At 67.0% G+C, this 17,650-nt stretch carries 17 protein-coding genes and 2 tRNA genes; 6 read left to right on the top strand and 13 right to left on the bottom strand.

Annotated elements, in window-relative coordinates:
• Positions 1 to 65: 65 nt before the first annotated feature.
• The 3 genes from FHJ30_RS07385 to FHJ30_RS07375 all read right to left on the bottom strand — a co-directional run bounded on the left by FHJ30_RS07385 (position 66) and on the right by FHJ30_RS07375 (position 2,544).
• Positions 66 to 974, bottom strand: a complete 909-nt coding sequence (locus FHJ30_RS07385; RefSeq protein WP_139028656.1) for a DMT family transporter — start codon at positions 972 to 974, stop codon at positions 66 to 68.
• The gene (locus FHJ30_RS07380; RefSeq protein WP_139028655.1) at positions 974 to 1,597 is read right to left on the bottom strand and encodes a CDP-alcohol phosphatidyltransferase family protein; all 624 of its coding nucleotides are present in this window, start codon (positions 1,595 to 1,597) and stop codon (positions 974 to 976) included. Before FHJ30_RS07380 ends, FHJ30_RS07385 begins: the two co-directional genes overlap by 1 nt.
• A 95-nt stretch (positions 1,598 to 1,692) precedes the next feature.
• Positions 1,693 to 2,544, bottom strand: coding sequence for a phage holin family protein (locus FHJ30_RS07375; protein WP_139028654.1), 852 nt, complete (start codon positions 2,542 to 2,544; stop codon positions 1,693 to 1,695).
• Positions 2,545 to 2,720: 176 nt separating this feature from the next.
• Between FHJ30_RS07375 and FHJ30_RS07370 the strand changes: the two genes are divergently transcribed.
• From FHJ30_RS07370 to FHJ30_RS07360, 3 genes are all read left to right on the top strand, one after another.
• The gene (locus FHJ30_RS07370) at positions 2,721 to 3,944 is read left to right on the top strand and encodes a multidrug effflux MFS transporter (protein ID WP_228405652.1); all 1,224 of its coding nucleotides are present in this window, start codon (positions 2,721 to 2,723) and stop codon (positions 3,942 to 3,944) included.
• Positions 3,945 to 3,948: 4 nt separating this feature from the next.
• The gene (locus FHJ30_RS07365) at positions 3,949 to 4,137 is read left to right on the top strand and encodes a hypothetical protein (RefSeq protein WP_139028653.1); all 189 of its coding nucleotides are present in this window, start codon (positions 3,949 to 3,951) and stop codon (positions 4,135 to 4,137) included.
• Between the two features lie 101 nt (positions 4,138 to 4,238).
• Positions 4,239 to 4,646, top strand: a complete 408-nt coding sequence (locus tag FHJ30_RS07360; protein ID WP_139028652.1) for a hypothetical protein — start codon at positions 4,239 to 4,241, stop codon at positions 4,644 to 4,646.
• Between the two features lie 49 nt (positions 4,647 to 4,695).
• On the opposite strand, the gene FHJ30_RS07355 is transcribed toward FHJ30_RS07360, so the two are convergent.
• The 6 genes from FHJ30_RS07355 to FHJ30_RS07330 form a co-directional block, all read right to left on the bottom strand.
• Positions 4,696 to 4,771 (bottom strand) — tRNA-Asn (locus FHJ30_RS07355).
• Positions 4,772 to 4,896: 125 nt separating this feature from the next.
• A tRNA-Asn gene (locus FHJ30_RS07350) sits at positions 4,897 to 4,969 on the bottom strand.
• A 71-nt stretch (positions 4,970 to 5,040) separates the two neighbouring features.
• Positions 5,041 to 6,969 carry a DNA primase gene (gene dnaG, locus FHJ30_RS07345; protein ID WP_139028651.1) on the bottom strand — a complete coding sequence of 643 codons (1,929 nt, stop codon included), beginning with the start codon at positions 6,967 to 6,969 and terminating at the stop codon, positions 5,041 to 5,043.
• 52 nt (positions 6,970 to 7,021) lie between these two features.
• Positions 7,022 to 8,311 (bottom strand): deoxyguanosinetriphosphate triphosphohydrolase, encoded by a 1,290-nt coding sequence (locus FHJ30_RS07340; RefSeq protein ID WP_139028650.1) that lies wholly within the window; start codon positions 8,309 to 8,311, stop codon positions 7,022 to 7,024.
• A complete protein-coding gene (dusB, locus tag FHJ30_RS07335; RefSeq protein ID WP_139028649.1) occupies positions 8,304 to 9,482 on the bottom strand; it encodes a tRNA dihydrouridine synthase DusB in 1,179 nt (392 codons plus the stop codon). The genes FHJ30_RS07340 and dusB overlap by 8 nt, the downstream gene beginning before the upstream one ends.
• A gap of 66 nt (positions 9,483 to 9,548) precedes the next feature.
• A complete protein-coding gene (locus FHJ30_RS07330) occupies positions 9,549 to 11,012 on the bottom strand; it encodes a YibE/F family protein (RefSeq protein ID WP_139028791.1) in 1,464 nt (487 codons plus the stop codon).
• Between the two features lie 142 nt (positions 11,013 to 11,154).
• On the opposite strand from FHJ30_RS07330, the gene FHJ30_RS07325 reads away from it, so the two are divergent.
• Positions 11,155 to 11,910: an alpha/beta hydrolase gene (locus tag FHJ30_RS07325; RefSeq protein WP_139028648.1), complete on the top strand. Its 756-nt coding sequence runs from the start codon at positions 11,155 to 11,157 to the stop codon at positions 11,908 to 11,910.
• Between the two features lie 107 nt (positions 11,911 to 12,017).
• On the opposite strand, the gene FHJ30_RS07320 is transcribed toward FHJ30_RS07325, so the two are convergent.
• The 3 genes from FHJ30_RS07320 to FHJ30_RS07310 form a co-directional block, all read right to left on the bottom strand.
• On the bottom strand, positions 12,018 to 13,046 hold the full coding sequence (locus tag FHJ30_RS07320) for a GNAT family N-acetyltransferase (protein ID WP_139028647.1): 1,029 nt from the start codon (positions 13,044 to 13,046) through the stop codon (positions 12,018 to 12,020).
• A gap of 2 nt (positions 13,047 to 13,048) precedes the next feature.
• The gene (locus FHJ30_RS07315) at positions 13,049 to 14,434 is read right to left on the bottom strand and encodes a glycine--tRNA ligase (RefSeq protein WP_139028646.1); all 1,386 of its coding nucleotides are present in this window, start codon (positions 14,432 to 14,434) and stop codon (positions 13,049 to 13,051) included.
• A 251-nt stretch (positions 14,435 to 14,685) separates the two neighbouring features.
• Positions 14,686 to 15,687 carry a DMT family transporter gene (locus tag FHJ30_RS07310; protein WP_139028644.1) on the bottom strand — a complete coding sequence of 334 codons (1,002 nt, stop codon included), beginning with the start codon at positions 15,685 to 15,687 and terminating at the stop codon, positions 14,686 to 14,688.
• A gap of 33 nt (positions 15,688 to 15,720) precedes the next feature.
• On the opposite strand from FHJ30_RS07310, the gene FHJ30_RS07305 reads away from it, so the two are divergent.
• A complete protein-coding gene (locus FHJ30_RS07305; RefSeq protein ID WP_139028643.1) occupies positions 15,721 to 15,948 on the top strand; it encodes an RNA-binding S4 domain-containing protein in 228 nt (75 codons plus the stop codon).
• Positions 15,949 to 15,995: 47 nt separating this feature from the next.
• On the opposite strand, the gene FHJ30_RS07300 is transcribed toward FHJ30_RS07305, so the two are convergent.
• Positions 15,996 to 16,646, bottom strand: coding sequence for an alpha/beta hydrolase (locus tag FHJ30_RS07300; RefSeq protein WP_139028642.1), 651 nt, complete (start codon positions 16,644 to 16,646; stop codon positions 15,996 to 15,998).
• Positions 16,647 to 16,725: 79 nt separating this feature from the next.
• On the opposite strand from FHJ30_RS07300, the gene FHJ30_RS07295 reads away from it, so the two are divergent.
• Positions 16,726 to 17,595 carry an SGNH/GDSL hydrolase family protein gene (locus FHJ30_RS07295; RefSeq protein WP_139028640.1) on the top strand — a complete coding sequence of 290 codons (870 nt, stop codon included), beginning with the start codon at positions 16,726 to 16,728 and terminating at the stop codon, positions 17,593 to 17,595.
• Positions 17,596 to 17,650: the final 55 nt, after the last annotated feature.

Here is a 17,650-nt window from a genome sequence, read left to right as displayed (position 1 = left end):
GGTGAATTTTGGCTTGACGGGATCTTGGATGGAGTGTGCTGGACAGTATTCGGTGGACAGCGGGGCTAGCGTGCCGCCCGGCCCACGGCCTTCCGCGCGTCCTTCTTGCGCTTCGTGACCTCGGGGTGGTGCCTGGACAGGGCGATTACCCCAACGATAGCAAGGGAGGCCGCAGTTCCCATGGCAATGGCCATCACGGCGTGGACATCCGGACGCAGTTCCCCGAGGATCACAATGCCGATGGCAATGCCCACGATGGGGTCGATCACCGTCAGCCCTGCGATCACCAGGTCCGGCGGACCGGTGGAGTAGGCGTTTTGGACGAACCAGGACCCCAGTCCCCCCGCTGCGAGGAGGGCCACGACGGTGTACCACTGCACATTCAGCAGGAACAGCCCGTTGGGATCCAGCAGGTGCTTGCCGATGATCCGGGTGAGGACTGCCACGAACCCAAAGAGGACCCCGGCACCCAGGATGTAGACGAACGCATTCATCCGGTGCCTGAACATGGCGGCGAGGGTGCCGAAGAGCCCCACGGCAAGGGCCAGCAGCAGCACGATGGTGAGCTCGTCTTCCAGGCTCACGTGGTGGTTTTCCTGTGTGACGTTGACTGCCAGCAGGACGAAGAGCGCAGAGCCGGTCACGCAGGCACCAATGGCCACCACCGTTGCCCGATTGATGATGAGGTCCTGGTCCTTTGCATTGATGATGGTGGTGATGACCAGCGCGATGGCACCGATGGGCTGCACAACCGTGAGCGGGGCGGACACGAGCGCCACCGCGTTCATGGCCATGCCGGTGCACAGCAGCAGGAGGCCGAACACCCAGCGGGGGTTCCGCAGCAGGCGCAGGAAGCCGTTGGAGCTCAGAGCGAGGCCGCCGGTGTCCGCTTTGACGGCGCTCCCCTGGCGTTGGGCACCGAGGGCCAGGCAGAAGGCGCCAAGCAGTGCAAGCACAACTGCCAGCCACACCATCAGGTGGTCCCGTCGTCGTGTTGTGCCTGCAGCCGGCCCTTACGCAGGATGGCCCAGAAATAGTTGTAGGCAGCAACCCAATGACCAACCAGGCCAAGCCCAAGCACTATCCAGGCCGCCACGAACAGCTCGGCCGAGAATCCTGTGTCCAGCCGTGAAAGGACCAGCATCGGCGTCCCCAGCAGCAGCAGTCCGGTGCGCACCTTGCCCACCACGCTGACCGGGAGGTCCGGGTGGCCCCGGAAGAAGGACAGCGTCAGGGCCAGCAGGACCGCGTCCGGGACAACCAGCGCGGCCAGGTAGAGCCAGTGGACGACGCCGGCGATCACCAGCGTGACAGCAACGGCAATCATGGCGAGGCGGTCCGCGATCGGGTCCAGGACCCGGCCCAGCCTGGAGGCCTGGTCGAAGCGGCGGGCGATGTAGCCATCGATCCAGTCGGTGCCGGCCATGACCGCCAGGACCACTACCCCGGCACCGTATTCCTTCTGCGCCAGGACAAGCCAGATGAAGAGCGGGACCCCCATGAAGCGCACCACGGTGAGCAGGTTGGGAATGGTGAACACCAGGTCATGGTCCACCTGGGGGCGTCCAGGTCGGGCGCCGGCACCAATGAACTTCACCCCGTGCCCCTTTCCTTCCTGCCGCCCCTGCGGGCGCCTTGCCGTTCCAGCCGTGGACCTTCTGTTGGTTTCCGGGACGGGCCCGGCACCCTGCCCTAATACGTTCGCAGAAGCTTACGGACCAGCACCAGGAAGACCGTCCCTGCGGCGATGAAGGCCGCCAGCGGCTTCCAGCGCTTGTCGAGGTCAGCGGATCCGGACAGGGCTGCGAACTTCTGCCCCGCAACGTCCCGGCCGTGGCTGGCCAGGGCCTGCCCTTCGCGCAGTTTGTCCTGGGCGGAGGCCAGCAGGTAGCGGGCCTGGGTCTTGACGTCGAGCTCCGTGCCGAGTTCGTCGCGCACTTCGGTGAGGTGGTGGCGGCGCTGGCCAAGGCGGCGGACCAGCTCCGGCTCGGATGCGTGCGGAAATTCCTTGTCGTGCTCGGCCGCCTTCGCCGCCTTCTCAGCCTTGGCCTTTGCGGCGGCTTCATCCTTCGCGGCTTTGGCGGCCTTGGCTTCCGGACTCTGGGGGTCCAGGACTGCGGCGTTGAAGGCTGAACCTTCCTTGGCAACACCGATATCGTGCTTGATGCCGCGGATGGTCTCCTCCGGCATGAGCGGCATGGCCTTCTTGAACTTCCGCGCGCCGATCAGGCCGCCGATAAGTGCGATCAGCAGGAAGGCCGCCGACACCAGGAGCGCGGCCAGCCAGGCGGGCATGATGGTTGCAAGCCCCATGATGGCCGCCACGATGAGGCCCACCACCAGGAACATCAGGAACACCAGGGCTACGGCAAAGAACGCAGCGGCTACTCCAACCTGGATTCCCTTGCGCTTGAGCTCGATCTTCGCGAAGGCGATTTCGTCATTGAGCTGGCGCGGCGCCAACCGGAAAAGGAGTTTTAGCGTCCTGGGAAGCGCAGTGATGCGCAATCCCTGGCTGGTACGCCCGCTGTGACGTCCGCTCATCGGTTCCGCCTTACTGGTTATGGGTCGAATCGGCTTCCGTGTGCTGCGGGAAAGTGCAGCCGCACAGTCCCCGCACCAAAACTATCATTCAGGTTAAGGACGAACTTCGGGGCTTGCCGGGCGGCAGTACCTACAACGCTGCAAAGTTAGTCTCTGCGGGCCTAGGATTGATCTCCGTGACCATCCCCAGCAATCCGGGCGACCTGCTAAGCCGTCGCCGGAAACTCCTGTACATCCTCCTCCTCGGCGCCCTGACGGCACTGGGCCCGTTCACGATCGACCTCTACCTGCCTGCGTTCCCCGCCCTGGAGGCGAGCCTGGGGGTGACCGAGGCGCAGGTCCAGCTGACCCTGGCGGGGACCACCGTTGGCTTTGCGATCGGCCAGCTCGTGGTGGGCCCGTTCAGCGACAAGTTCGGCCGCAGGACGCCCCTCATCCTGGCCACGGCGCTGCACATCGCGGCGTCCTTGGGGGCCGCCCTGTCCGCGGACATCACCGCCCTCGGCATTTTCCGGGTCCTCATGGGCGTCGGGGCTGCCGGCGGCGGTGTGGTGGCCATGGCCATGGTCCGGGATCTGTTCTCCGGCTACGCGATGGTCAAGATGTTTTCCCGCATGTCCTTGGTCAACGGCCTGGCGCCGATCCTGGCACCCGTGATCGGCTCGCAACTGCTCCTGGTGATGCCGTGGCCCGGGATCTTCGTATTCCTTGCCGCCTACGGCACCCTGGTGATCATCGCCTCGCTGTTCCTGGTGCGCGAGACTCTTCCGCCGGAAAACCGCCGGCAGGGCGGCATGACTGTCCGCCAGCGTTACCGGATCCTTTTCGGAGACCGCGTCTTTGTTGGGCTGCTGCTGGTGGCCGGCCTGAACTTCGGGGGGCTGTTCACGTATCTTTCGGCCTCGCCGTTCCTGTTCCAGGACATCTTTGGCTTCTCGCCCCAGCAGTACGGCCTGCTCTTTGGCATCAATTCACTGGGCATCGTGGCCGGAATCCAAACGAGTTCCCGCCTCATCCGGCGGGTGCCGCCGCAGTGGATCCTCGCCGGTGCCACCGCCTGGATGTTCGTGATGGCCATGCTGATCGTGGTGTTCGACCAGCTGGGGTTTGGCCTCTGGGGAGTCATGGTTCCGCTGTGGTTCTACATCATGGGGACGGGCTTTATGTTCCCCTGCGTGCAGGTGCTCGCCCTGGCCGGCCATGCTGCCCAGGCGGGCACTGCTGCCTCCCTGCTGGGGTTCTCAACCTTCATGATGGCCGGCCTCATCTCCCCCGTGGTTGGCTGGCTGGGCATCACCAGTGCCGCTCCCATGGGTGCGGTGCAGGCGGTGTGCATCCTGCTGGCCATCGCGGCGCTATGGCTGGTGGTGCGGCCGCGCACCGTTCCATCGATCCACTGACGCCATGAAGAACGCCGGACGAAAGCCGCACCGCAACCCCCGGGGACTGTTCCTCGGGGCGGTGCTTGGCGCCGTCGCAGGCTATTTCGCCGGCCGCGCGCTGGGGAATCCCGCCATGGGCATTGTGCTGGGGATGGTGGCCGGATCCGCCCTGCTGTACCGCGTCAACCCCGGGCCCTGGAACCGTCCGTAGCCTTTCCGCACCCGGAGCCACCGGCTGTGCGCCGAATCCGGGGGATTCGCCGGGGCCCGGCATCTGCCGCCGAACCCCGCTGCCGCGATAAAATGTTGTCCGTGCCCAACTGGCAGGATCAACCCCCGCTTCCGGCCACGTGGCAACGGTGCGATAACCGGATACTGCCACTGTGGTGGGACCGGTTGTGCGCCCAGAGCGGCAGCCAGTCTGCGGCCCTCTACGCCGCGGGCCTGTTCACTGAGGACCGCCGCCGTCCCATCGCCCAGTGGTACAACCCGGCCTTCAAGGCGGCGCTGTTGGTGGCCCCGGAAACCTCCCCCGAATGGCCCGTGCAGCGCTTCGGGATCTTTTACGCCCCGCCGGACACCGGCTTCGTCCGGATCCACTCGGCACCCCATGAGTGGAACCCGCGGCAGCCACGGAAGTCACCTACCGAGCAGGAGGCGTTCATTGCCGCCATTGCCGAAGCGGAACGCTTCCTGCAGGTGGAAATGGACTTCGTCTAGGACGACAAAAATCCCCGTCCCTCCACAGGAGGAACGGGGATTTTTCGGCTGGCTCCTCCTGCTGGACTTGAACCAGCAACCCTTCGATTAACAGTCGAATGCTCTGCCAATTGAGCTAAGGAGGAATGAAGCAGGTATGACATTAGCAAAGGTTTCCGGCCAATGTGAAATCGGCGTTGCCGCCCGCCCGGGACCGCGTCCCGGGGCATAAAAAATCCCCGTTCCGGAGGTCCGGAACGGGGATTGTGCGCTCCTCCTGCTGGACTTGAACCAGCAACCCTTCGATTAACAGTCGAATGCTCTGCCAATTGAGCTAAGGAGGAATGAAGCGGGTATTAGCCTAGCAAAGACCCGCGCTGGAAACGAAATCGAGCAAGCGGCCGGGGTGCCAGGGCTACGTTTCCGCCCGAAGCGAGCGGCGTTCCATTTCCAGCATCATCAGTTCCCGGTTGAGTCGCTGGTACGTTTCGGGGTCCGCTGCAGGGTCAAGCCGCTGAAGCTGGCCCATCTTGTCCGCCTTGACGCGCGTGATCTGAAGCTCGAACAGCCGTGACAGGATGTCGCGGCAATACTTCCGGACGGCTTCCTCTGTGCTCGCGGGCAACGGCACCACGGCCAGTTCGGACACCAGGGGCCGCAGCGGTTCGGGGACCTCGTGCATCACCTGCTCCACCCACCGGACGGGGTCCCCGGTCAGGGCGGGGTCCGTGGCACGCATGGCGTCGTGGACGGCCTGGAAGGCAGGCGTGACGAACCGGGCGGCCGAGAAACGCTCCCAGATCCCGCCGGCAAGAAGCGACGGTTCCTGCAGTGCCACCTCGAGCGCCTGCCGCTCCATGGACGCCACCGGGTCCCGGGGGTCCGGCCGGTGGTAGGAAGGAACGGCGCCCGACGGCGGCCCTGCAGCAACACCGGGTCCGCCGGGTGGGGCGGTGCTTGCGGTAGTCCGCGCGGCGGGGCCGGGAGCCCCGCCCGGGTCGCCGCGCTTCGCGGCGTTTTTCACTTCGGCGTTGACCAGCCGCAGCACCTCGTTGGGGTCGGGCATGCCCAGCCAGCCGGTCAGCGCCTGGCAGTAGCCTGTCCGGGTGGACGCGTCGCGGATGGCCGCCACCACTGGGACGGAGGCCTTCAGCCCCTGTACCCGGCCCTCCACCGTGTCCAGGTTGAACTGCTTCAGGGTGGTGCGGATGGCAAACTCGAACAGCGGCCGGCGGGACTGGACCAGGGCGTGCACGGCTTCGTCGCCCCTGCTTTGGCGCAGGTCGCAGGGATCGGCGCCGGAGGGCTCCACGGCCACGTACGTCTGGGCGGTGAACCGCTGGTCCTCCTCGAAGGCGCGCAGTGCGGCCTTCTGCCCTGCGGCGTCGCCGTCGAAGGTGAAGACGACCTCTCCCCCGGTGCCGTCGTCGGACAGCAGGCGGCGGGCGATCTTGATGTGCTCGGTGCCGAACGCGGTGCCGCAGGTGGCCACCGCCGTCGTAATTCCCGCAAGGTGGCACGCCATCACGTCGGTATAGCCCTCCACCACCACCAGCTGGCGGTCCTTGGCGATGCTGCGTTTGGCGAGGTCGATCCCGTAAAGCACCTGGGACTTCTTGTACAGGGTGGTTTCGGGCGTATTGAGGTACTTGGGGCCTTGGTCGTCCTCGTAGAGCTTGCGTGCGCCGAAGCCGATGGTGTCCCCGGCGATGTCCTTGATGGGCCAGATGAGGCGGCCGCGGAACCGGTCGTAGATGCCCCGGTTGCCTTCGGAGAACATGCCCGTCAGTTTGAGCTCGGCGTCCGTGAAGCCGCGGCCCCGGAGGTGCTTGAGCAGGGCATCCCAGCCCTGCGGGGCATAGCCAACTCCGAAGTGTTCCGCGGCGGCGCGGTCGAAGCCACGGCCGTGCAGGAAAGTCCTTCCCTCGGCGGCTCCCGGCGTCAGGAGCTGGGCGCGGAAGAACTCGTCGGCGATCTTGTGGGCATCCAGCAGCCGCTGCCGCCGGCCCACTTCCTCACGGTTGGGGCCCGTGCCGCCGTCCTCGTACCGCAGCTCGTAGCCGATCCGGGCTGCCAGCTTTTCGACGGCTTCCTGGAAGGAGCTGTGGTCCTGTTTCTGCACGAACGCGATGACGTCGCCGTCCTCGCCGCAGCCGAAGCAGTGGTAGCGGCCAACCTGCGGCCGGACGGTGAAGGAGGGGGAACGTTCGTCGTGGAAGGGGCACAGGCCCTTGAAGGTGCCAAGCCCGGCGCCCTTGAGCGTGACGTAGCCGTCAACCACTTCCTTGATGTCCGTGCGCTGGCGGACTTCGTCGATATCTTCGCGTTTGATCAGCCCGGGCACAGAGCCATCCTAGTGCCCGGATACGACATTGAAGTTGGGGACGTTACCGGGGTCACCACAGGGACGGAAGGCTCCCCACCAGGCGTTCGTACATGGCCAGGGCGGAGCCGTCGGTCAGCGAGGCCACCTGGTCGATCACCACGCGGAGGCGTGCGCCGTCGTCGGGTGCGTCCCGCCAGTCGGCGGCAAACATCGGCTCCAGGTGCCGGTCACCCGTGGCGCTGAGCGCCGTGACCAGGGCGTGGAGCACCTCGCGCTGGCGCTCGTAGATGGGTTGGCGGTGCTCGGTGGTCATAACGAAGGTGGTGGCCAGGCCCTTCATGACGGCGATTTCCATGACGGTCTCGTCCGGAACCATCAGCTCGGCGTTGTACCGGGTGAGGTTTTCCGGGCCGTAAACCGCGCGGGTGGTTTCCAGGGCACTTTGGCAAAACCGGCCGATCAGCTGGCTCGTCATGTTCTTCAGGGCAGCCATGGATTTGCGGCTGCCGTCCGCCTCGCGGACCCAGACGTCCGTGGCCTCGAGCCGGGCCAGGGCGGCATCGATGGCGGCGGGATCATTGTGCGGGAGGTACCACTGTTTGGCGTACCCCACCACGCGCGCGCGGTGGTCCGGGTTGTCCATCCAGCGCAGCTGGAAATGCCCGGCCACGATCGCGTCCTCGACGTCGTGCACCGAGTAGGAGATGTCATCGGCCAGGTCCATGACCTGGGCTTCCAGGCAGGACCGGCGTTCGGGGGCGCCCTCCCGGAGCCAGTTGAAGATGGGGAGGTCGTCCTCGTACGCTCCGAACTTGCTGGTCCGCTGGCCGTGGATCACCGGAGCTTCAAGCGCGGACCACGGGTATTTTGCCGCCGCGTCCAGGCTGGCGCGGGTGAGGTTCAACCCCGCCGGCTGCCCGTCCGGGGTCAGCACCTTGGGTTCCAGCCGGGTCAGCAGCCGCAGGGTCTGGGCATTGCCCTCGAATCCGCCGATGGCGTGGGCCACCTCATTGAGGGCCGATTCGCCGTTGTGCCCGAACGGCGGGTGCCCGAGGTCGTGGCTGAGGCAGGCGGTGTCCACGACATCCGGGTCGCAGCCCAGGGACCGTCCCAGTTCCCGGCCCACCTGCGCGACCTCAAGGCTGTGGGTCAGGCGGGTGCGGACAAAGTCGTCCGTGTCCGGCGCCACCACCTGGGTCTTGGCACCAAGGCGGCGGAGCGCGGAGGAGTGCAGCACCCGGGCGCGGTCCCGCTCAAAATCGGAGCGGTAGACGTTCTTGGGCGGCTCCTCCACCCAGCGGGCGGAATCGTGCGTGTCATACCCCGGCAGGACCGGGGCGGCAGTGCGGGTCTCAGCCACCGGAAACGTCCAGTTCCGCCGCGGAAATGTCCCGCGACTGGTCAGCATTAAGGGCCCGGGATTCCAGCCAGTCCTTCGGCAGCGCGGGCTTCTTCGGTGACCCGGCGCGGCCGCGGGGACCTTCCGCGTCACCGCCCGGGTAGGGCGAGTCGACGTCGAGCTCGGCCAGGGCGGCGCTCAGTTCCTCGAGGCTGTTGACCAGCGCCATCCGCGTGCGGAGTTCGCCGCCCACCACGTAACCCTTGAAGTACCAGGCAATGTGCTTGCGGATTTCCCGCAGCGCCTTGCCTTCATCGCCGAAGGTCTCCACCATCAGCTCCGCGTGCCGGTAGACGCCCTGGGCAACCTGGCCCAGGTTGGGCCTGTGCCGGGTGTCGCTTCCCTCGAACGCTGCCTGCAGGTCACCGAAAAGCCACGGCCTGCCCTGGCAGCCGCGGCCCACCACCACCCCGTCAACGCCGGTTTCGCGGACCATCCGGACCGCGTCCTCCGCGGACCAGATATCGCCGTTGCCCAGCACCGGGATATCCGGCAGCGCCTCGCGGAGGCGGGCGATGGCGGACCAGTCGGCCTGTCCCGAGTAGAACTGCGCGGCCGTCCTGCCGTGGAGGGCGACGGCGGCAACGCCGGCATCGCGCGCAATGCGGCCGGCGTCGAGGTACGTGAGGTGGTCGTCGTCGATGCCCTTGCGCATCTTGATGGTCAGCGGGACATTGCCCTTGGAAGCTTCCTTGACGGCGGTCTGGACGATCGAGGTAAAGAGGTCGATCTTCCAGGGCAGGGCCGAGCCGCCGCCCCGGCGGGTGACTTTGGGAACGGGGCAGCCGAAGTTGAGGTCGATATGGTCCGCGCGGTTCTCCTCGACGAGCATGCGCACAGCGGCGCCTACTGTCACCGGGTCCACCCCGTACAGCTGGACGGACCGGACTTTTTCGTCGTCGTCGTGGGAAATGATCCGCAGGGACTCAGGGGTCCGCTCCACCAGCGCGCGGGAGGTGACCATCTCTGCCACGTACATGCCGCCGCCGTACTCCCGGCACAAACGGCGAAACGCCGAGTTGGTGATCCCGGCCATGGGTGCCAGGATCACCGGCGTGTCCACGGTGATGGGACCCAGCTTCAGGGGCGGGAGTTCCAGCTTGGGGGCGGGAGTAGTTGCTGCAACAGTCACCTGTCTATTGTTGCAAAGCCGGGCAAATCGGGAATCCGCGCTGGTGCGGAACCGGTCTGCCCCCGGTCAGCCCCGGTCCGCCCGGCGGCCCCGCCGCGTGGGCAGCCCGCCGTCCTCCCCTGCAGCCGACCGCCGGGAGCGCCCCTCCAGCGCGGCGGCTGCGAGGGCGCCGGTGTCGTCGACGTCATCCACGATGTTGTGTCCCGTGCTGCCGGTGGCTGCGCCTGCCGGCGTCCAGCCTGGCCCGTCCGCTGCCACGGCAGGGGCGGCAGGCACGGCCGGTTGACCGGCTCCCGGCCGGACGCCGGTGGCTTTGACCACCAGGACCGCGATCAGCGTGGTGACGGGGATGGCCAGCACCAGGCCGATGGAACCCACCAGGGTACGGATGACTTCCTCTGACAGTTCCGCGCTGGTGAGCGTGTCAGCGAGCGGGCGGTCGTACAGCATCACGATGATCAGGATGGGCAGGGCTGCGCCGGCGTACGCGAAGGCGATGGTGTACACGGTGGAGGCGATGTGGTCGCGGCCGATCCGCATGGCCGAGGTAAACAGCTTCCGGGCACTGCTGCCCGGTGCCAGCTCGTAGAGTTCCCAGACGGCGGAGGACTGCGTGATGGTCACATCGTTGAGGACGCCCAGCCCGGAGATGATGAGCCCGCACAGGATGACGCCGGAGATGGAAATGTTGGCAGAGGTGTTCACCAGGGTGGTGGCGTCGTGGTTGCCCACCCCGGCGAGGTTCGCCGCGCCCGTGGCCCAGGCGGCCAGGAGCGCCGTGATCCCCAGCCCGAACATGGTGCCCAGCAGCGCGGTGGAAGTCCGCGCCGAGAAGCCGTGGGCAAAGTACAGGACCCCGATCATGATCACCGTGGATCCCACCAGGGCCAGCAGCAGCGGCGGCTTCCCCTCCACCAGCCCCGGAAGCATAAAGCTGGCCAGCACGAAGTAGGCGCCCACCAGACCGATCAGGGCGCGCAGGCCCCGCCAGCGGGCCACCGCGATCACCACCGCCGCATACAGCAGTGCGAGCAGGACGATCGGCAGGGTGCGGACGAAGTCCACGAAGATGAAGGCCGGCGAACCCTGGGAGGCCGAGGCGCCCTGGGCGTTGGACAGGTTCAGGTACCGGATCTGGTCGCCGGGCTTCACCCCATGGGACTTTGCGACGTCCGGGTTGATGACCACTTTGACCGGGCTTCCGCCCTTGTCCGGCTCGGTGAAGGCGAAGGTGCAGTCCGATCCCTGCTGGGACTGCTGGCCTTGGGCCTGCCCGCCCGAGCCCTGCTGGCTTTGACCCTGTTGGCTCTGACCCTGCTGCGACGCGCCCTGCATGCAGTTTTCCACCACCACGCTTTGGATGGTGCCGGTGTCGAAGGTGACGCCGGGGGCCGCGGAGTAGGGGTTGGCCAGGGAGATGCCTTCCTTGCTGCCCGAGGGCCAAAGCATCGCCATTCCCGCGAGGGTGAGCAGCGTCAGGGGGATGAGCACCGCCGCCAGGATGCGGTTGGCTTTTCGACGGGCGGCCATCGCTTCCGGCGTCGGTTCCGAATGGCCTGTGGAAGCGTGGGAGTGACCGGACCCCATCAGCAGTAGAACCTCATACATTGAACTCTACGTCCGTCACCGTAGGGTTGATAAATGGATCTTTGGGGACTGGGAGGTACCGGGCATGGTTAGCAGCAGTACTGAGGAAAACGGCGGATCCCGCCACGCGGGTGCACCCGCGGCTGCCCGGCAGGCAGTGCTCAGCGTCCTTCAGCCGGCGGCTCCCACCCGTGGTATTGCCCTGGTGCTGCACGGCGGCAAGTCGCAGAGCCGCGAGCCTGTGGAGGCCAGGCACCTGAGTCCGGCGAGGATGGTGCCCTTCGCACGGCACCTGCACCGGGCCGGCCGGAAGCACGGCCTGGCTGTGTGGTCCCTGCGCAACAGCGTCCGCGGCTGGAACGGCTCGGAGATGACCCCGCTGCAGGACGCCCGCTGGGCACTTGGCCAAATCCAGGAGCAGCACCCGGGCCTGCCGGTCTTCCTGGTGGGCCATTCCATGGGCGGGCTCACCGCCGTCTGCGCCGCGGACCAGCCCGGGGTGGAGGCCGTCGTCGCGCTTGCTCCCTGGCTCAACCCGGGAACTCCCGTCTCCGCCGTTTCAGGCCGCAAGGTGCTGATCGTGCATGGGACCAAGGACAGGTGGACCAGCCCCTCGGCGTCGCTGTTGTTCGCCCGGCGCGCTTCGGCCAACGCCGCCAGCATGCAGTACGTTGCGCTCAAGGGGGCAGGCCACTTCATGCTCCGCAAGATCGGGCTGTGGCAGACGCTCACTACGGGGTTTGTGATGAAGGCTTTCGCCGAAAGCACCGGCGCCGACGTCGCCCTGCCCGAGGGCTTCGCCCGGCTGCTCCCGGAATCAGCCGTCCAAGTGACCCTGTAATCCCCCGGTCCTAAATACCCGCACCAACCTCCCCAACTGGGTAGCGCCAAGTGCCGTTTTGGGGCCCCAAAACGACACTTGGCGCTACCTGGTTGGGATTGGCGGGGCTAGTCCGAGACGATGAGGGTTTCCGGGCCGGCCAGCCGCGCCTTGCCGCTTTCCAGCAGGGGTTCGACGGCGGCACGGAGGGCCGTCATGGAGTCGTCCAGTTCGAGCATCACCGGGTGCTGGTAGGCGATCAGCGCGAGCATGTCGCGGACCGCCTCGGCAGCATCATCCGCGGCGAGGGCGGGTTCGTGGCCGACGAACACGTCGGTGGGAGCCTCTGCGCCCTCCGCACCTGGTGCCGCGTCCGGGTGTGCCGGCGCCGCGTAGCTAACCGCGAAGGCACGGATCCGGCCTTTTTTGGTTGGCGCAACGCCGGCACCGAAGGCCGACTCGGGCCGTGCGCGCAGCACGATGGCGCCGTGGGCCCCGGTGAGGTCGTCCAGGAACAGCTTCTGCACCTGCCCCATGGACAGCACGCCGGGCGAGTCCCAGCCGTGGATGGAGGTGTAGTACCTGCCCACAACGTCCGTCAGCTCAACGGACCCGGTTGCCAGCTCCATCACCACGTCGGAGCCGGCGTTCTCATCGTTGGCCGGCCTGCCGCCGTCGTCATCCGCAGGAAACACCGGCAGCCGCAGGGCTCCCGGCTCTATGACCACCAGCCGCGAACGCTGGATGGGCCCAAGCTCGAATGCCTCGGCGAAAGCGGCACCCGGGGTGCCCGGCTCCACTTTGGCGCGGAGCCTGGACACGCCCGACGGCGACTGGCCGGCTTCGCGGCGCAGCATGGTCAGGAGGGTGGCACCGATGCCGGAGCGCCGGTGGTCCCGTGCCACCTCGATGTAGGCCCAGAGCCGTTCGGGGTGCAGCGAGGCCTCGTACACCACGCCCGCCGCCACGGGGATGCCAACGCCGTCAATCACGTCCTCGGCCACGATGCAGCGGCGCCAGGGCGTGCCCCCGCCCCCGTCAGAGGAGAGCGTCAACGCGCCCCGGAACTGCCGGGCCTGCTGGGTCTCCGGGTCGCCCCAGATCTCCAGCAGGGCGAGGTCGTCGCCTTCGCGCCACTCGCGGTATTCGATGGCCATGGCTAGGCGCCGATCAGGCGTGCGGCCAGGTAGCCCTCCACCTTGTCCAGGGAAACGCGTTCCTGGCTCATGGTGTCCCGCTCGCGGATGGTCACTGCCTGGTCCTCAAGGGTGTCGAAGTCCACGGTGATGCAGAACGGGGTGCCGATTTCGTCCTGGCGGCGGTAGCGGCGGCCAATGGCGCCGGCGTCGTCGAAGTCGATGTTCCAGTTCTTGCGCAGCTGCGCGCCCAGGTCCTTGGCCTTCGGGGACAGGTCCTCGTTGCGGCTCAGCGGAAGCACGGCGGCCTTGACCGGGGCCAGGCGCGGATCCAGCTTCAGGACGGTACGGACATCGACGCCACCCTTGGCGTTGGGGGCCTCGTCCTCGGTGTAGGCGTCCACCAGGAAGGCCATGAAGGAGCGGGTCAGGCCTGCGGCGGGCTCGATCACGTACGGGGTGTAGCGCTCGTTGGTGGCCTGGTTGAAGTAGCTCAGGTCCTGGCCTGAAGCCTTCGAGTGGGTGGAGAGGTCGAAGTCGGTGCGGTTGGCGATGCCTTCCAGCTCGCCCCACTCTGAGCCCTGGAAGCCGAAGCGGTACTCGATGTCCGTGGTGCCCTTGGAGTAGTGGCTCAGCTTCTCCAGCGGGTGCTCGAAGAAGCGCAGGTTCTCCTCGCGGATGCCCAGGCCGGTGTACCAGGCCATGCGCTCGTTCATCCAGTACTTGTGCCATTCCTCATCCGTGCCGGGCTCCACGAAGAATTCCATCTCCATCTGCTCGAACTCGCGGGTGCGGAAGATGAAGTTGCCCGGGGTGATCTCGTTGCGGAAGGACTTGCCGATCTGGCCGATGCCGAACGGCGGCTTCTTCCGCGAGGTCGTGAGGACGTTGTTGAAGTTCACGAAGATGCCCTGTGCCGTCTCGGGGCGCAGGTAGTGCAGGCCCTCTTCGCTGGCAACCGGACCCAGGTAGGTCTTGAGCAGGCCGGAGAACTCCTGCGGCTCCGTCCATTCACCGCGGGTTCCGCAGTTGGCGCAGGCGATGTCCTTCAGGCCGTTCTCTGCCGGGCGGCCCTTCTTTTCCTCGTACTCTTCCTCGAGGTGGTCGGCGCGGTAGCGCTTGTGGCAGGAGAGGCACTCCACCAGGGGGTCGGAGAAGACCTCAACGTGTCCGGAGGCTTCCCAGACCTGCCGGGGCAGGATGACCGAGGAGTCCAGGCCCACCACGTCCTCGCGGCCGCGGACCATGGACTGCCACCACTGGCGCTTGATGTTTTCCTTCAGCTCGGCGCCGAGGGGCCCGTAGTCCCAGGCAGAGCGCGAACCTCCGTAGATCTCACCGGCCTGGAACACGAATCCCCTGCGCTTGGAGAGGGAAATGACCTGGTCGAGAACGGATTTTGCTGCCATGGGGGTAACTCCAATTTCTACAGGGCCGCTGGGTGCGGTCCGCGGGTTTCAGGCCCTGCCCGAGCCAGCGGCGGGGTGCCGGTGGCTTACAGGCGGGGCGGATGAAGGAAAAATGCGAAAAGCTGCGTGTCCTAGCCTACCGGCCGCTGCCTGGCCGGGTGTTACCCGGGCAGGCGGCCGGATGTTTGCCGCAGCCTGCCCGGACGTTACCGGGACAGGCAGCCGGATGTTGCCGCGGTAACACCCGGATGTTACCGGCGCAGCGCGCCCCGGGGCCATGGCAGGGTGGCAAGGATGATGGCGGCAAGGGTAAGGATGGTGCCCAGCACCGTGGCCGGCGCCACCACGGTTCCCGGGGCCGGCAGCACCACATCCAGGGCGAGCGAGCCCAGCAATTGCCCGGCGATCATGCCCAGCCCGGTCACCAGGACGCCCAGGCTGCGGACCAGCAGTGCGCCCAGGCCTATGAAGACGCAGCCCATGGGACCGCCCACGTAGTACCACCACTCCCCCGGCAGCGGGTTGCCCCATCCGGCCACCGAGACTTTGATGGCGTAGGCGATCCACAGCACGGCGGAACCGGCCACGAAGTTGACCAGGGTCGCGGCGATCGGCGTGCCGTAGTGGACGGTGGCTGTGCCATTCATTGCCTGCTGGAAGCTCATCAGGAATCCTGCGGCAACGGGCAGCAGGAGCGGGACCAGCAGCGACGCTGCCCCGCCGCCCGGCCCTGCGCCGCCGTCGGAAGCCACCGCCGCCGACCCCGCGAACCGGGGAGACACGGCCCAGGCAACGGCGGCGATGGTCAGCAGGCAGCCGATGACGCGGATGCCGGTGACGGGCTTCCGGCCGGCCGGTCCGATGCCCAGCCGGTCCACCAGCAGCCCGCTGACTGTCTGCCCGGTGACCGTGGCGACCGTAAACAGCGCAACGCCAAGGATGCCCACCGTGAAGGACTGGGCGAAGACAAAGAGCGCACCGATGCCGCCGGCAAGGACATACACCGGCGGAAAAGCCCTGCTGCGGACTGCGGGCAGGATCCGGGCCAGGCCGGCCCGACCCCGGGGAAGGACCAGCGAGATAAGGATCATGAGGGCGAGGCCCGTGCTGAAACTCACCACCGCGGCAGCGATGCCGTCGTTGAGGCGCGTTCCGAGGGCCCCGTTGATGCGGCCCTGCACAGGAATGGCGAGGCCCGCGCCCACCGCCAGTGGAAGGCCTGCGAGCAGCGGCAGGCGGGGGCTGGGGGTCATTGAATCCACTTTACGTCAGGCATCATTGCTTCTATGAGCAATGTTGAAGAGATCACCATCCGCGACAGCATGATCCGCCTCGGCCAGCTCCTGAAGCTCGCCAACCTCGTGGAGGACGGAGTGGAAGCGGCTGAGCTCATCAAGAACGGGCTCGTGAAGGTCAACGGTGAGATCGACGACCGCCGCGGCCGACAGCTGCACAACGGGGACACCGTGACGGTGAACGGGCAGACTGTGCGCGTGGTGGCGCCCGCAGCCTGACGCCGCAGCGGCCCGGCCACCCAGGCCGCCGCCCGCCGTCGTACGTCCTACTTCTTGAGGACCTCGTGGGTGAGGAATTCGCCCACGTGCCCGATCTCCTGCTGGTTGATCCCGTGCCACATACCCGTGTACAGCACCTTGGTGAGCTTGACGTGCTTCCGGACCCAGCCCATGGTGTATTCGATCTTGTCCGGGGTGATCACTGGATCCTGCTGGTCGCGGCCCCAGAACATGGGAATGGTCCCGTCCAGCTCGGCATCCCTGAAGCTGGGATCGTCGCCGGCATCCACCACAAAACCTGAGAGTCCGACGACGGCGGCGAAGTCCGTGGGCCGCTGCCGCAGGAGCGTGGTGGCCATGGCCATGCCCATGGAGAAGCCGAGCAGCGTCACGGAGGGGTGACCCACCCGGATGGCGTCGATCCAGTCCAGCACATAGGACGAGGCCGCCTTGACCCGTTCCAGTGAGTAGTCGATGGACGCGGTGAGCGGGAACCAGGTGAACCCCGGGCCCATGGCGATCGGCGCCCGGACGGAGGCGACGGCGAAGTCCCCCGGCAGCAGGTCAGCCAGGCTGAGCAGGTCCTGCTCGTTGGCCCCGTAACCGTGCAGCAGCACCAGCAGCGGCTTGCCGTCGCGCTGGTCCTCTGGATGGGACCACAAAACAACAGGGGCAGGAAATACTTCAGCTTCAGTCATGGTTTCCATTCTTACCAGTTACTTCGAGGTAACAACCTACGTTCGCGTAGCCAGAGAGGCGAAAGGCAGGATAGGGACCGTGACTGAAGCAAGTGCCATCCAGACCCCGCCCGCGCATTCCGGATCCCACCCCTGGACCCGCTACGTGGCGATGGGCGATTCCTTCACCGAGGGCATCGGCGACCCCGAACCCTCAAGCCCGGGCGGGTTCCGCGGCTGGGCTGACCGGGTGGCGGAGGAACTGGGCAGGACCCAGCCGGACTTCGCCTATGCCAATCTCGCAGTACGCGGCAGGCTGCTGCAGCAGATCGTGGACCAGCAGCTGGCACCGTGCCTTGCGTTGAAACCGGATCTTGTCACCCTCTCCGCCGGCGGCAACGATCTCCTGCGTCCTGGCGGGGACCCTGACGTCCTCGCTGAGAAGCTCGACTCCGTAGTCCAGATCCTGGCCATGGGCGGTGCAACCGTGGTGCTGTTCAACGGCCCGGACACCGGCACTTCCGTGCTCGGCAGGATCCGCAGCAAGGTGGCCATCTACAACGAAAACCTGCGGACCGTCGCGGCCCGGCACGACGCCGTGATCGCTGACATGTGGTCCCTGCGCCAGCTCGGCGATCCCCAGATGTGGGACCAGGACCGGCTGCACTTCTCCCCCCTGGGCCACCACACGATCGCCGCCATGGTGCTGGACTCACTGAACGTTGAGCACACGCTGGAACCCCTGCAACCCAAGCCGTTTCCGCCCCGGACGTGGCGGGAGGCGCGCTCGGGCGACCTGGTGTGGGCCCGGCAGTACTTTGTGCCGTGGGTGCTGCGGCGGCTGCGCAACCAGTCCTCCGGTGACGGCATCACGGCCAAACGGCCGACGCCGGGTCCCGTCTTCGGGCCGGGTGTTCCGTTGGGATCTGGCGAGGGTCCGCTGGGCACCGCCGAGGCTGCCCGCCGCTAGCGCGGGTCCGGCTTCCGGGACAGGACAGCGTGCAGCGCAAGCAGTGAACGGACTG

This window comes from Arthrobacter sp. BB-1, assembly GCF_006151685.1.
In the GTDB taxonomy this organism is placed as follows: domain Bacteria; phylum Actinomycetota; class Actinomycetes; order Actinomycetales; family Micrococcaceae; genus Arthrobacter.
Note: the sequence above shows the minus strand (reverse complement) of the source record. Positions and strands in the feature narration are given on the sequence as shown.

Bases quoted from the DNA above. Each gene is read 5' to 3' on its own strand.
- FHJ30_RS07330 (WP_139028791.1), bottom strand. From the start codon at position 11,012: ATGGCCGCCCGTCGAAAAGCCAACCGCATCCTGGCGGCGGTGCTCATC.
- FHJ30_RS07385 (WP_139028656.1), bottom strand. From the start codon at position 974: ATGGTGTGGCTGGCAGTTGTGCTTGCACTGCTTGGCGCCTTCTGCCTG.
- FHJ30_RS07310 (WP_139028644.1), bottom strand. From the start codon at position 15,687: ATGACCCCCAGCCCCCGCCTGCCGCTGCTCGCAGGCCTTCCACTGGCG.
- FHJ30_RS07365 (WP_139028653.1), top strand. From the start codon at position 3,949: ATGAAGAACGCCGGACGAAAGCCGCACCGCAACCCCCGGGGACTGTTC.
- FHJ30_RS07315 (WP_139028646.1), bottom strand. From the start codon at position 14,434: ATGGCAGCAAAATCCGTTCTCGACCAGGTCATTTCCCTCTCCAAGCGC.
- FHJ30_RS07320 (WP_139028647.1), bottom strand. From the start codon at position 13,046: ATGGCCATCGAATACCGCGAGTGGCGCGAAGGCGACGACCTCGCCCTG.
- FHJ30_RS07375 (WP_139028654.1), bottom strand. From the start codon at position 2,544: ATGAGCGGACGTCACAGCGGGCGTACCAGCCAGGGATTGCGCATCACT.
- FHJ30_RS07300 (WP_139028642.1), bottom strand. From the start codon at position 16,646: ATGACTGAAGCTGAAGTATTTCCTGCCCCTGTTGTTTTGTGGTCCCAT.
- FHJ30_RS07325 (WP_139028648.1), top strand. From the start codon at position 11,155: ATGGTTAGCAGCAGTACTGAGGAAAACGGCGGATCCCGCCACGCGGGT.
- FHJ30_RS07305 (WP_139028643.1), top strand. From the start codon at position 15,721: ATGAGCAATGTTGAAGAGATCACCATCCGCGACAGCATGATCCGCCTC.